Origin of the sequence: Rhizobium sp. PP-CC-3G-465 (genome assembly GCF_004343445.1) — a bacterium.
Lineage (GTDB): Bacteria > Pseudomonadota > Alphaproteobacteria > Rhizobiales > Rhizobiaceae > Ferranicluibacter > Ferranicluibacter rubi.
Genome location: NZ_SLYH01000009.1, coordinates 12,692 through 25,472 on the forward strand (window position 1 = coordinate 12,692; position 12,781 = coordinate 25,472).

The following is a 12,781-nucleotide window of genomic DNA, read 5'->3' on the forward strand; positions in this document are numbered from 1 at the left end:
CCCTGCCGGAGCGTCTGGGCACCATCGTCAAGACACCCGTCGGCGTTGTGATGGGGCTGATCGATGCACCCATGCGCGCCTTGCAGAGACTGACCGGCCTTAGTGGCATGGCGCTGTTCTTCCTTGCGCCAAACATGCTGATCTTCGGGATCTTCGTTCTCCTGCCGCTCGGCATCAACGTCGCCTATTCCATGACGGGCGGATCCGCACTCTTCCTACCGGAGCGCACCTATGTCGGCGGCGACCAGTATGCGCGCCTTTTCGACTGCAGCAACTATCTCGATGCCCTGACCTGCCAGGAAGATGCGTTCTGGACTGCCGTCGGTAACACCTTCTGGTTCGTGGTGTTGCAGGTCACGTTCATGATTTTGGCAGCCCTCGTCACCGCGCTGATCCTCAACCGCAACCTTGCCGCCCGGTCCTTCTGGCGAGCAGTCTTCTTCTTCCCGGTGCTGTTGTCGCCCGTCGTCGTCGGTCTCATCTGGCGCTGGATCCTACAGCGGCAGGGTCTGCTGAACTTCATTCTATACCCCTTCGGCATGGAGCCCTACAACTGGCTGACGGATCGCGACTGGTCGTTCATGGCTGCGGTCGGCGTTTCGCTCTGGGCGCATATGGGCTTCTACACCTTAATCCTGCTGGCAGGCCTTCAGGCCATCCCGAAGGACCTCTATGAAGCATCCGCCATGGACGGCACTCGGCCGGCACGCGTCTTCTGGCGCATAACCCTTCCATTGCTGGCGCCCAACCTCGTCGTCGTCATCGTCCTGGCGCTCATCCGCGCGGTGCAGGTTTTCGACGAGGTCTACATTCTCACAGGCGGTGGGCCCGGAACGAGCACGCTGTTCTTGACCCAGTACATCTACGAAACCGGCTTCGTTTCACAGCCGAGAAATCCGGGCCTCGCCGCTGCTGCTTCCATTCTAATGGGGCTCGTGCTGGTGGTGCTGACGCTGTTGCAGCTCGGGCTCGGCAAGCGTGGCGAGAACAAGGGGAAACGCAGATGAGCCGCGCCGCAAGCTTCATTTTCCGCCGCAGGGGTAGCCAGATGCACGGCCGGGGGTGGCACTGGACCGATATCGTCACATGGCTGTGGCTGATCGGCGGGCTGATCGTGATGTTCGGCCCCGCTCTCTGGCTGGTCTTTTCGTCCTTCAAGACCCCGGCCGCGCTTGCCGAGTTCCCACCTTCCATTCTTCCTTACGCCAGCCAGCAGGTGACGGTCGCCGGCCATGACCAGCCGCTGACGCTTTACGACGCGAAAATGCCGGACGGCACCACGAAACGCATGGCCGAGATCCGCCGTATCGGGCTTTTCAGCCAGATGATTGATCCCGCAGACCCCGGCGCGCCGCCCGTCCGAGTCAATATCGACGACCGCCAACCGGTGCGTGAACTGTCCTTCGCCACCGAAAACTACACCGAGCCGTTCGTCCACTTCGACTTCTTCCGTTACCTGTGGAATTCCGTCTTCGTCACGGTGATGGCAACGGTCATCACCCTCGTCGTCAATTCCATGGCAGCATTCGCGCTCTCGAAATACGAGTTCCGGGGCCGCAGCTTCGCCATGCTCATCATTCTCGCGACGCTGATGGTGCCGCTGTCGGTTATCATGGTGCCGCTCTACTCGATCATCTCGTCGCTCGGGCTGTTCAACAATCTCTGGGGCGTGATCCTGCCGACGGTGGCGACGCCCACGGGCGTGTTCATCCTGCGCCAGTACATGCTGACCATTCCGGACGAGCTTCTGGATGCCGCGCGCATGGACAAGGCCTCGGAGTGGCAGATCTATTGGCGCATCGTCCTGCCGCTGACGGCCCCGGCGCTGGCGGTTCTCGCCATCTTTTCGGTCGTCTGGCGCTGGAACGACTTTCTCTGGCCGCTGATCGTACTGTCGCGCAAGGAGCTTTATACGCTTCAGGTTGGCCTCAGCATCTATTCCGGCGAGCTAAACGTGCAGTGGCACTTCATCCTCGCCATGACGGTGGTCACCATGATCCCGGTCGTGCTCGTCTTCATCTTCCTGCAGCGCTTCATCACCACCGGCATAGCCGGCTCCGGGCTCAAGTAAGGAAACGCCAATGGGCCAGATCAAACTCTCCAACGTCAAGAAGTCGTTCGGCGCGATCGACGTGCTGCATGGCATCGACCTCGACATCGGGGACGGCGAGCTCGTCGTCTTCGTCGGACCGTCCGGCTGCGGAAAATCCACGCTCCTGCGAGCTATCGCCGGACTGGAAAAAATTACGAGCGGCGATATCGAGATCGATGGCCGCAACGTCAATAGCGTGACGGCAGCCGATCGCGGGCTCGCCATGGTCTTTCAATCCTACGCGCTCTACCCGCATATGAGCGTGCGGCAGAACCTTGCCTTCGGTCTGGAGAACGCGCGGATGCCCAAGGCGGAGATCGACAAACGGATCATTGAAGCAGCGCGCATGCTGGAGATCGAACCCTATCTCAAGCGTCGGCCCGGCCAGCTCTCCGGGGGGCAGCGCCAACGTGTCGCTATCGGCCGGGCGATCGTTCGCAGTCCGGTCGGGTTTCTGCTCGATGAACCTCTGTCCAACCTCGACGCTGAACTCCGCGTTTCGACCCGTGCAGAACTCGCCGCGCTTCATGCGCGGCTGAAAGCCACGATGATCTACGTGACCCATGATCAGGTGGAGGCGATGACGCTTGCCGATCGCATCGTCGTGCTCCGTTCCGGACGCATCGAGCAGGTCGGCACGCCTCTGGAGCTCTACAACACACCCGGAAATCGCTTCGTCGCCGGTTTCATCGGCGCCCCGCACATGAACTTTCTGCAAACCACAGTAGAGAATGCTCGCCCCGGACATGCCGTGCTGTCTCTACCCGACGGTTCTCGCCTGGAGGTCGAAGCAGGTCGGCAGGTTCTACAGCAGGGCGCAGACTTGACGCTCGGTGTTCGCCCGCAACATCTCACGCTCGGTGAGGGCGATCGGTCCCTGCGGGCGACTGTCCGCATGATCGAGGCGCTCGGTTCCGAGACTGTTTTGCACGCCGAGCATGCAGGGCAAAAGCTTCTTGTGGTCCTGCCCGGCCAGCACCGCTTCTCACCGGGCTCGGAGATCGACCTCTCGCTTGATGCCGCACCGCTTCACCTGTTCGACGAAAAGGGGCTTCGCCTTGAAACATCTGTTTGACCTCACCGGCAAGACCGCGCTCGTGACCGGCGCACGAACGGGCCTCGGCCAAGGTCTCGCCCTTGCGCTGGCGGAAGCCGGGGCCGACATCGCTACCATCGGCTCCTCGCCGATGCCGGATACGGAGCAGTTGATCAAGGCAACCGGCAGGCGGTTTCATGCACAGCACATCGATCTATCCAAGCCGTTCGACGCGCAGGCCGTTCTAGACGCCTCGATTTCGGCCATGGGCGGTATCGATATCCTCGTCAACAACGCCGGGATCATCCGCCGGGCCGATATCGTCGATGTTCTGGAGGAGGATTGGGACGCCGTGATCGACGTCAACCTCAAAGCCGTGTTCCTCCTCTCGCAGGCAGCGGCACGCCACATGATTGCGACCGGTCGCGCCGGCCGTATCGTGAACATTGCCTCCATGCTCAGTTTTCAGGGTGGCGTGCGCGTGCCGGCCTATGCCGCCTCCAAACACGGCGTCGCCGGGCTGACCAAAGCCATGGCCAACGAACTCGCGCCGAAGGGCATTACGGTGAACGCGATCGCGCCCGGCTATATGGAAACCGACAATACCGAAGCCTTGCGCAATGACCCTGACAGGCACTCTCAGATCTCGGCGCGCATTCCCGCCGGCAGATGGGGCACCACTGCCGACCTCGCTACCGCCATCCTCTTCTTCACTTCTTCTCACTCTTCCTATGTCACAGGGACAGTCTTACCGGTGGATGGCGGCTGGATGGTGCGATAGTGAAAGATACTAAGCTGAATTAGGCCGACATCATGAGATAGAACGTCCTGGTCCCCGACAGCTGTTTAACAGGCGGGCGAGCGCGTCCACGGACCCTAAGGTTAACTCCATCTCCGGAGCAGCAGTAAAAAAGATATCTTGCACTATAAAGCCCACTGCCGACATGTCCATCATGCCCCGGTCTCCGAGACCGACGTGCGCTTTGGAAGCCTCACAAGCGCAGTTGCGCTGCCGTACTCAGCCTTCCCTCCGCGCCGCTTGCTTCAGTGGCTATCGTCAAAGGACCTGCAAGATTCACGCACGCCTGCACACTTTTCAAGTGCTGAGCCCTTTCAGTTCCGGCATGTCTTTGTGCTGGTAGCTGCTGTTGTCTTCACTCTTACGCGCTGGTGACACGCCAAATAATATCCCCAACATCGTCGGCCATCAGCACCGCACCGTCTGCTGCCAACACCACCCCGACCGGGCGGCCATATGAGTGTTTTTCGTCGGCAGACAGGAAATCGGTGAGGATTTCGCGCGGCAAGCCTGTGGGGTTACCATTCTCAAAGGCAACGAAGGCCAGCTTGTACCCTGACAGTTTAGAGCGGTTCCAAGACCCGTGCTGGCCGATCGCCATGCCGGCAGGAAAGCCTGGGAGCGTTCCCTCAGGCAGCCAGCAAAGCCCGAGCGAGGCCGTGTGCCCGCCAAGCGCGTAGTCTGGCTGTAGCGCCGAGGCTACCTTGGCTGCGTCCTGCGGCACCCGATCGTCCACCACGCGATCCCAATAACAAAACGGCCAACCGTAAAATCCGCCGTCCCGCACCGACGTCAAATAGTCAGGTGGTGTCTCGTCCCCCAACCCGTCGCGCTCGTTAACGACCGTCCAAAGCATACCGCTGTCAGGCTCGAAGGCCATGCCCACCGGATTGCGCAGGCCACCGGCGAAGATGCGGGATTGACCGGACGCAAGATCGTATTCGTGAATGCAGGCGCGGTTTTCTTCGACTGCCATGCCCCCGTCTGCAATATTGGTCAGAGAGCCCACAGCAATATAGAGCTTGGTACCGTCCCTGCTGGCGATAAGATTTCGCGTCCAGTGCCCGCCCGGCACCAGATCCATCAATTTCGTGGCAGGCTCCGTTATGCTGGTCGCACCAGCCTTGTACTGATAGGCCAGAAGCGCGTCACTTGCTCCGACATAAACCATTTCTCCGACTACTACGATCCCAAAGGGCTGCCGGACACTCTCAATATAGGTATACCTTTCCTCAGCCACACCATCGCCATCCGCGTCTCGCAGAAGCGTTACACGATTGGCGCTATCCCCTGAAGCACCTGCCCGCTGCATCGTGGCCGACATGGCATGTTCGAACAGGCCGCGTGGTTTTTCCCGCTCTCCCATCGACTCGGCGACTAGAACATCACCATTGGGCAACACATGCATATTGCGTGGATGCACCAGTCCCCGCGCAAAAGCGTTGACCTTCAGCCCCGCTGCGGCTGACGGCTTGTGATCGCCTTGCCAGCCCTTCGCCGTCGGCATTTTCAAAGTAGGCACCTTACCCTGAGGCTTGCCTCCCGGAATCACTGGTGCTGTACCAAAAGCTGGCTCCCGCATGTCATCTCCCGAATGACGGATAGCGACCGCGACCTGCCCGACCAAGGCAACAATGCGGGCGAGGGGAGACGTTTTAGCCATGGGATACCTTTAACAATCGGGAGGTAATAGGGAACATCAACGGCACAGCTAAAGCTTTTGCTCGATGAGCACTAGTTGAAAACATAATGCCCGCTATCGACCTCGATATACGAACGCGGGCTGAGCAGCTAGACTTTCTGCCTCTGCCCGATCTACCAAATAGGATCGAAGCGGCGAGCGCACGCAAACTGGATCGGTGGCAGCTGCATCACCTAACAACGCCATCGCCTGACAGCGGCAGCCGCCAAAATCGATCTCCTTGCGCTCGCAGGTCCGACAGAGGTCCGGCATCCAGCTGTCGCCACGATACGCGTTGAAGGCACTGCCGCTGTACCAGATATCTGCAAGCGGCCGGTCGCGGGCATTGTCGAACTGCAGGGAAGGGATGGTCTCGGCAGCATGGCAGGGCAGAACGCGACCGGATGGGGTGACATTAAGGCCCGTGCGGCCCCAGCCGCCCATACAGGCTTTCGGGTAGGTCGCATGGTGGTCGGCACCGACATAGTCGATCACGATAATGCCTTCGAGACGTTTGCGGGCTTCCTCGACAAAGGCGTTGGTTTTCAGAAACTGCTCGCGTGTCGGCATGAGCGCTTCGCGGTTTTTGTCGGCCCACCCGTGGAACTGAACGGTTGCGATCTCGATGCGACGGGCATCAAGTCTAACTGCCAGATCCAACATGTCGCCGAGCTCGTCCATGTTTTGCTTATGGCAGACTGCGTTAACCGTTAGCGGAATACCGGCCGCATGCGTCCATTCAGCTACCGCGATCTTGCGCTGGTACCCGCCCTTGTAGCCCCCGACCCGATCAGCCAACACCGGCGTGGCGCCTTGGATCGACAGCTGCAAATGGTCAAGTCCGGCAGCAGCGAGGTCCGCGATGCGGGCTTCAGTGAGCCCGATGCCAGAGGTGATCAGGTTAGTATAAAGACCAGCATCGGCGGCACCAGCCGTCAGCTCGGTCAGGTCACGACGGGATGCGGGTTCGCCGCCGGACAGATGTAAATGCAGCACACCCATTGCTGAAGCTTGGCGAAAGATATCGATCCATTCGGCTGTTGAAAGCTCAGTTGTGGGGTTTTCCAACTCCAGCGGGTTTGAGCAATAAGGACAGGCCAGCGGACAGCGGTGCGTCAGTTCGGCGAGCATGGCAATCGGTGGCGGAACCTGCAAGTGTTGTGAGACCGCCGTGTCCAAAGGCCCGACGTTGACATGTTCGGTCAAGATTTCAGCTCCAGCATACGCCGCTTTGAAAACTCGTCTATAAACGCGATTACGTCGCCGATGATCTGTTCCTTTGGAGCCTCGAACTGCAACGCGAACTCTTCAGCAATCGCATCTAAATTGCGTTCGCCATCAAGAGCCTTGACGATCATCACAGCGATCTCGTCCAGCGCTAGCGCTCGTTCCGGCGCTAGCAGAACGGTCTGACCGCGCACCGGATCTTCGCGCAACCGGACGCCGCGGGCCAGCTTCGCGACCGTCTGGGCCGTGACGGTGACAGTAACCGGGTCGTTCATAAGGCTGTCCGCTCCAACATGGATTCCATCGAGTTAGTTTGCCCGAGATCGCCTGTCACTCCGTCCTTACCATTCCATCCGCCAGGGGGGATAAGGCATGGTGAGACATAGGCGTGATGCAGCGCATCGAGTTGTGACCAGAGTACGTCTGTCTTAAAAGTAAGTGCCGCGGCTGCCGCATCCTGCTTCTCCGCGGAGTCGGCATGATCAAGCACGTAGTTGAGGCCAAACGCGACATCCACTGGTGCTTCTTTGAGTCGCTTGCGAAAATAGGATAGTGCCTCATCATCCGCGAACGCATAATGTTCTAGCAGACCAGCAATGCGGTTCTTGTGGATGGCAGGTGCGAAAAGCTCGGTCAGTGAGGCTGCAATTGCGTCAAGCAAAGGCATGTCGCGGACAAATCGGACGTAGGCATCACAGGCAAAACGTGTCCCTGGCAGAACACCTCTGTTCGAGGCAACGAAGTCGGGATCGAGACCCACCGCTTCGGCAAGCTTTAGCCAGCGACGAATGCCCCCTCCATCCTCGGACCCGCCGTCGTGATCTTCAATGCGCTTTCGCCAAGCTCGGCGGATGGATAGGTCTTCGCAGCGCGACATGAAGGCCGCGTCTTTCAGGGGGATCCTGCTCTGATAGTAAAAGCGATTAATGACCCAAGCGCGAACCTGAGTTATGTTGCACTTGCCCGCGTGCAACATCGCATGAAAAGGATGATTATCGTGATAGCGAGCCGTGCCGATGGCCCGCAAGCGGGCCTCAAAGGCGGCTCTGTCTTGCGTTTTAGTCAAGTATAATCTCCATGCCGTCTCGACCTACCAAAAATCCGGCCGCCTCGACTAACCTTCTCTCCGGGCCTCGACGCCAGATTGGGTTGGTGTTGTTGATGTGCACGTAAACCAGTTGGCTTATTTCCAGAGCAGCTAAAGCTTCCAAGCTGCCCCCCTCACCGGAAATCGGCATATGGCCCATCCTCAGCGCGGTCTTAGTACCGGCGCCGACGCGGATCATCTCATCGTCAGTAAACATCGTGCCATCGAAAAATACCAGGTCTGCACCCCGCACGCGTTCGGCGAGCCACATCGGAAGGGTTGCGCATCCTGGTATATAGTACGCGCGCTTGTCGCGGATCGCGAACTCAATACCGACCGTCTGCTCTCCTTCTACACCCAGCTCCGGTTCTCCCTCTTCCATGTAGAGGGCAACTTTTCCCGGCACTGCAAATATTCTTGCTTCCAGGCCGTCCAGCGGCGAGAAGGCATCGTTGATGCGGATTACCTTTCGCGATACGAAGAGTGGGTTAAGGACCCGAAAGACCGGATTTTGTACCAAGACGGTCTCGATCGCGGAGGTCGTGAAAAGATCAAACCGTTGGCTTTCACGTATCGTTAGTAGGCCGCCGATGTGATCGACGTCGCCGTTGGTGATGACAACACTTTTGATTGGGCTGTCGCGAAGCTCTCGAGGATGAAGTTGCGGGGTCTGCTGGATCTGTTGCCTGATGTCCGGAGAGGCGTTGAAGATCGCCCAGTTTTGCCCGTCAACACTAACGGCAAGGGACGATTGGGTCTGAGGGCGAAGGCCGGACGAAGGGCGGCGGGCGGCGGAACAATTGGAACAATTACAATTCCATTGTGGCAGACCGCCGCCAGCAGCAGAGCCAAGCACGAGAAACCGAATGCCGGTCATCGAGCCGTGCTTTTGCAACTAGAACAGCACTGGCCCAGGACCATCTGCTTCTGCGTAGCGATTGATCTCCATTCCGCAGCTGACTTCAACGAATTTTGGTGCAGTCCATTTCATGAGAGTACTCCATATGCTTGCGAGATCTTTAAGACCTCGATTTGGAAATAGGAGCGGGGCCAGAGGTGTCAACGGCTCGCTCTCCTGTTGGAACGATAGGCAGAGGTCGTAGCCTCTGTGGTTGAACCCGAAAGCCCGAGATCTGCCCAATCTAAGCGCTGAAACAGCAACGTCACAAATGCGTGACTAAAGCATTCGACAGAACAACCTGCTGATCAAAGCTCCAGCTCGACAAACGAAGAATTCGGCGGAGAGGCAAAAATTTGCGAGAAAAGTTCTACTGCTCACAACGGGGCTGATTGGAGCAGCGGCGTTTAATGTCGTCAAGGCGATACTTGACTACTTAATTTTGATCGTCGTATCGGCAGCTCCGGCATAAGCCGGTTGGATTAAGCTATCGTTCACTGCCATCCACCATTCAAGTTATTTACCCCAAATTACCTTTTTTGAAGCGGAGATCTATTAATGATCTAACGATACGAGATAGTCATCTACGTGATTGAAAGAGACGAACGAGAGCAAAAACACGGCGTTAATCTTTCTGTCTTCCAGGATTGGCTTGGGTGAATCCAATGTTGTGAAGCTGAGCAAAACTTTTATTTGGCAATTCTCAGAGAATAATGGCTACCGTATCTTAATAGTTCATCGGTTAATCTGCCCGCCTTCCGACGAGCGCCAATGGGACTGCTATTAAAACGAATATCCCGCTCCACAGAAAAACAGTCCCGACCTCTCCACCAGTCGCGAGCAAACCGAGGGCGGGACTGGCGACGCCGATCGCGAGATCAGGAAATGCGGAATAGGCTGCCATTGCCAGCCCTTTGTTATGTTGGCCCGCACGCCGGACCGCCTCTGCTCCGAACGCCGGATAGACCATTGCCCATCCTGCACCCGTCATTGCCGCCCCGATGGCAGCAAGCCATGGCGCACCCGCCATCCAGAGCAGCAACTGACCCGCCGCACAGACGACGGTGAAAAGCGCACCGACCTTTATTCCGCCGATCTGGTCTACAAGCTGGCCCAGTGTCAGCCGCGCAGCGATCAGCGCCACTGCAAAGGCGGTGACGGGAAGCCACGCCATGCCCCAATCTCTTGCAGAAAAGAGAAGAACGGCAAAAGAGATCAGTGCCGAGAAGCCTACGCCATTAAATGCGGCACCCAGTCCAGGAAGCCAGATGAGCGAAAGCATCTTCGTCATCGATCCCTTGTTGCGAGATCCATCGACGCGGTTTGGAAACCTGCTGACGACAATCATGGAAGCGAAGGGCATCATGACTGTGGCAATCGCAATCCAGAAAAAGCCGGCTCGTTCGAAGATGAAGGTGCCGATCGGCGCGCCGAGCGCGAATGCCGCGAACATGGCTGTGCCCACCCAGGCAATCACGCGGCCGGTATCCTTGGGTCCGGACGAAGAAAGCCCCAGTGCCATGCCTCCCGTAATGATAAAGCTTTCAGCGCCGCCGATGATGGCACGGCCGACAAGAAGCAGCGAGATCGCGATCTTCGGATTGGCAATCGAGGCAAAGGCGCAAACATAAAACAGGCCACCCACGGCAACTGACGCCAGACCCAGCCAGATGGCCTGTCGGCCGCCTCTGGTATCGGCATAGGCTCCGGCATAAAAGCGTGAGAGCAGTGATGCCGCGAATTGCGTGCCTGTAACAAGGCCAACCGTGAAGGTGTCAAATCCCAATTGATCCTGCACGAAATGGGGAAGAACTGGTAGTGCGATGCCGATGATAAGGAATCCCGTAAGAATAACGGACATCAACGGAAAAATCATTCGAACGAAATTTACCGGATCTTCAACCGGCTCGTTGTCGGCGGTGCTCACGGTGGTGCCTTTTCTACAGTCGCCTCCCGTATGATCACGGTAGCAGGAGATACATCACAGATCGTTGAAGCTTGATTATAGCGAATGCAATCGCGCCGCATTATCCTGTATAATATGCATAAACATATGTTGGAGGCGCATGAATGCTGCGTGAAAACGTCAACGATCTTTTGGCTTTTATCGTCGTTGCACGGGAACGCAGCTTTACGAGAGCAGCTGCCCAGCTAGGCATGTCGCAGTCGGGCTTGAGTCACGCCATCCGCGGGCTCGAAGAGCGCCTTGGTCTAAGGCTGCTAACTCGCACGACACGAAGCGTAGCGCCGACCGCAGAGGGCGAGCAGCTCCTGGAAACGATCGTTCCCCGGTTCGAGGAGGTCGAGATGCAGCTGTCCTCGCTAACCGACCACCGCGATAGGCCAGCCGGGATCATTCGCATCACTGCAGAAGATTATGCCATCGATGCAATCATATGGCCGAAGATTCGAGATGCGTTGGCAGACTTTCCAGACGTAAAAGTCGAGTTCATGATCGACTATGGCCTAACGGATATCGTGGCTGAACGTTTCGATGCGGGCGTTCGACTGGGTGAGATTGTCTCACAGGGGATGATTTCGGTTCCTATTAGCGGCGACCAGCGCATGATCGTCATTGCGTCCCCCTCATACCTTGAAAAACGGGGCACACCCCGTGTTCCTCAGGACCTGACCGGTCATAACTGCATCAATCTGCGCCTTCCCACACACGGTGGTCTTTATTCCTGGGAATTCGAAAAGGCTGGGGAGGAACTCCGCGTCAGGGTCGACGGGCAGATGACATTCAATGGTATCGGCCAAATCTGCAGGGCTGCGGTCGACGGTTATGGTCTCGGCTTTGTTCCCGACGGACTTGCAATCCCGCATATTGAAAAGGGCCGACTGGTGCAGGTCCTAGGTGACTGGTGCCCGCCATATACCGGCTACCATCTTTTCTATCCTAATAAGCGACAGTCCTCTGCGGCGTTCAAGCTTGTCGTCGACGCCTTGCGTTACAGACGATGACAGATGGCGTAGGGATCGGCAGACATCGCATGCCTGCCGGAACAGAATTCACTCCGCCGCTTAGCTCTTTCGCTTGTCGAACACGTCCTTAACGATCGGTACGGCGGAGAAAACATTCGGCCAGCCGGCGTAGAATTCCAAATGCGTTAGCATCTCAGAGGTCTCCGCCTGGGTCAGCCCCGCGTCTATTGCTCGTCCAAGATGATAGGTGACTTGGGCAACCTGCCCGGAAGAAATGAGCGAGGTCACTGTGATGAGGCTTCGGTCGCGCGGCGTAAGGCCAGGGCGCAGCCACAAGTCCTTGAACAGCACGCCATTGGTGAATTCGACAACGCCGGGCGTAACCGGACCGACATTCTGCTCGACGCCGGCTGCGCGCTGGGCATCGGCCGCAGCCGCCGTTTTATCATAAACAATCGGAGCAGGCGTTGCTTCCGGCAGCTGATCTGCGCCAATGCTGCGTGCAGCAAATACATCGCCGGTGACTGCGACGGCGGCCATGGCATTGGCCCAGCCGGAATAAAACGCGAGATGCGTGATGATTTCGGAAATCTCCGCAGGCTTCACGCCATTATCGAGGGCGAGATTGACGTGAAATGGCATCTCGATCGGCTGGTTTCTGGCAATCAAAGCAGCCAGCGTGATGACGCTGCGATCACGCGGTGAAAGGCCAGGCCGTTTCCAAAGGTTACCGAGAACCGTTTCCGTGGTGTATTTTTACAGCGCCGGAGATACGGAACGAACCTGTTCGAGCGTCACTGAAGGAGCAGCGAGGGTATATCTCTTATCCTCAGCCAGGGCAGGGCCGGTTGCAAGCGACATGGTAAGAGCTGTAGCGGCCAATTTCTTCATTTTAGATCCTCTCCGTAATGGTGCATAGCGCGGGGATAACGAAGGGAAGGTAAGAAATGCGATAACAATTATAATGGTCCCCCTCACCATAGGACTTATGAATCCCGGACATCCGTTTAATTTGCGCCTCCTGGCATAGCATTGC

Annotated in this window: 12 protein-coding genes and 1 pseudogene; 5 read left to right on the plus strand and 8 right to left on the minus strand. The window is 57.7% G+C overall.

Annotated elements, in window-relative coordinates:
* Positions 1 to 50 precede the first annotated feature (50 nt).
* Genes C8J33_RS21935 through kduD form a run of 4 tightly spaced genes read left to right on the plus strand, consistent with a single transcriptional unit; the run spans position 51 to position 3,909 of the window.
* Positions 51 to 1,007 carry a carbohydrate ABC transporter permease gene (locus tag C8J33_RS21935; protein ID WP_110730845.1) on the plus strand — a complete coding sequence of 319 codons (957 nt, stop codon included), beginning with the start codon at positions 51 to 53 and terminating at the stop codon, positions 1,005 to 1,007.
* Positions 1,004 to 2,071, plus strand: a complete 1,068-nt coding sequence (locus tag C8J33_RS21940) for a carbohydrate ABC transporter permease (RefSeq protein ID WP_110730833.1) — start codon at positions 1,004 to 1,006, stop codon at positions 2,069 to 2,071. Before C8J33_RS21935 ends, C8J33_RS21940 begins: the two co-directional genes overlap by 4 nt.
* A 10-nt stretch (positions 2,072 to 2,081) precedes the next feature.
* Positions 2,082 to 3,167, plus strand: a complete 1,086-nt coding sequence (locus tag C8J33_RS21945; RefSeq protein ID WP_132665345.1) for an ABC transporter ATP-binding protein — start codon at positions 2,082 to 2,084, stop codon at positions 3,165 to 3,167.
* A complete protein-coding gene (gene kduD / locus C8J33_RS21950) occupies positions 3,151 to 3,909 on the plus strand; it encodes a 2-dehydro-3-deoxy-D-gluconate 5-dehydrogenase KduD (protein WP_165910781.1) in 759 nt (252 codons plus the stop codon). Before C8J33_RS21945 ends, kduD begins: the two co-directional genes overlap by 17 nt.
* Before the next feature lie 379 nt (positions 3,910 to 4,288).
* Here the strand turns inward: kduD and C8J33_RS21955 are convergent, their stop codons facing one another.
* The 7 genes from C8J33_RS21955 to C8J33_RS21985 form a co-directional block, all read right to left on the minus strand.
* Complete coding sequence (locus C8J33_RS21955; RefSeq protein WP_132665346.1) at positions 4,289 to 5,590, minus strand: PQQ-dependent sugar dehydrogenase; 1,302 nt, start codon at positions 5,588 to 5,590, stop codon at positions 4,289 to 4,291.
* Between the two features lie 93 nt (positions 5,591 to 5,683).
* Complete coding sequence (gene pqqE, locus C8J33_RS21960; protein ID WP_132665347.1) at positions 5,684 to 6,814, minus strand: pyrroloquinoline quinone biosynthesis protein PqqE; 1,131 nt, start codon at positions 6,812 to 6,814, stop codon at positions 5,684 to 5,686.
* The gene (pqqD, locus tag C8J33_RS21965) at positions 6,811 to 7,110 is read right to left on the minus strand and encodes a pyrroloquinoline quinone biosynthesis peptide chaperone PqqD (RefSeq protein WP_110730829.1); all 300 of its coding nucleotides are present in this window, start codon (positions 7,108 to 7,110) and stop codon (positions 6,811 to 6,813) included. Before pqqD ends, pqqE begins: the two co-directional genes overlap by 4 nt.
* On the minus strand, positions 7,107 to 7,901 hold the full coding sequence (gene pqqC / locus C8J33_RS21970; protein WP_132665348.1) for a pyrroloquinoline-quinone synthase PqqC: 795 nt from the start codon (positions 7,899 to 7,901) through the stop codon (positions 7,107 to 7,109). The genes pqqD and pqqC overlap by 4 nt, the downstream gene beginning before the upstream one ends.
* Complete coding sequence (gene pqqB / locus C8J33_RS21975) at positions 7,894 to 8,799, minus strand: pyrroloquinoline quinone biosynthesis protein PqqB (RefSeq protein WP_132665349.1); 906 nt, start codon at positions 8,797 to 8,799, stop codon at positions 7,894 to 7,896. The genes pqqC and pqqB overlap by 8 nt, the downstream gene beginning before the upstream one ends.
* 18 nt (positions 8,800 to 8,817) lie before the next feature.
* A complete protein-coding gene (gene pqqA / locus C8J33_RS21980) occupies positions 8,818 to 8,913 on the minus strand; it encodes a pyrroloquinoline quinone precursor peptide PqqA (protein ID WP_110730827.1) in 96 nt (31 codons plus the stop codon).
* Between the two features lie 649 nt (positions 8,914 to 9,562).
* Positions 9,563 to 10,747: an arabinose transporter gene (locus tag C8J33_RS21985; RefSeq protein WP_207904050.1), complete on the minus strand. Its 1,185-nt coding sequence runs from the start codon at positions 10,745 to 10,747 to the stop codon at positions 9,563 to 9,565.
* Between the two features lie 143 nt (positions 10,748 to 10,890).
* Between C8J33_RS21985 and C8J33_RS21990 the strand changes: the two genes are divergently transcribed.
* On the plus strand, positions 10,891 to 11,784 hold the full coding sequence (locus C8J33_RS21990; RefSeq protein WP_110802835.1) for a LysR family transcriptional regulator: 894 nt from the start codon (positions 10,891 to 10,893) through the stop codon (positions 11,782 to 11,784).
* 60 nt (positions 11,785 to 11,844) lie between these two features.
* Here C8J33_RS21990 and C8J33_RS21995 read toward each other — a convergent pair.
* Positions 11,845 to 12,636, minus strand: a pseudogene (locus C8J33_RS21995) (carboxymuconolactone decarboxylase family protein).
* Positions 12,637 to 12,781 lie beyond the last annotated feature (145 nt).

Bases quoted from the DNA above. Each gene is read 5' to 3' on its own strand.
- C8J33_RS21935 (WP_110730845.1), top strand. From the start codon at position 51: ATGGGGCTGATCGATGCACCCATGCGCGCCTTGCAGAGACTGACCGGC.
- C8J33_RS21940 (WP_110730833.1), top strand. From the start codon at position 1,004: ATGAGCCGCGCCGCAAGCTTCATTTTCCGCCGCAGGGGTAGCCAGATG.
- C8J33_RS21945 (WP_132665345.1), top strand. From the start codon at position 2,082: ATGGGCCAGATCAAACTCTCCAACGTCAAGAAGTCGTTCGGCGCGATC.
- C8J33_RS21955 (WP_132665346.1), bottom strand. From the start codon at position 5,590: ATGGCTAAAACGTCTCCCCTCGCCCGCATTGTTGCCTTGGTCGGGCAG.
- pqqD (WP_110730829.1), bottom strand. From the start codon at position 7,110: ATGAACGACCCGGTTACTGTCACCGTCACGGCCCAGACGGTCGCGAAG.
- pqqB (WP_132665349.1), bottom strand. From the start codon at position 8,799: ATGACCGGCATTCGGTTTCTCGTGCTTGGCTCTGCTGCTGGCGGCGGT.
- pqqA (WP_110730827.1), bottom strand. From the start codon at position 8,913: ATGAAATGGACTGCACCAAAATTCGTTGAAGTCAGCTGCGGAATGGAG.
- C8J33_RS21990 (WP_110802835.1), top strand. From the start codon at position 10,891: ATGCTGCGTGAAAACGTCAACGATCTTTTGGCTTTTATCGTCGTTGCA.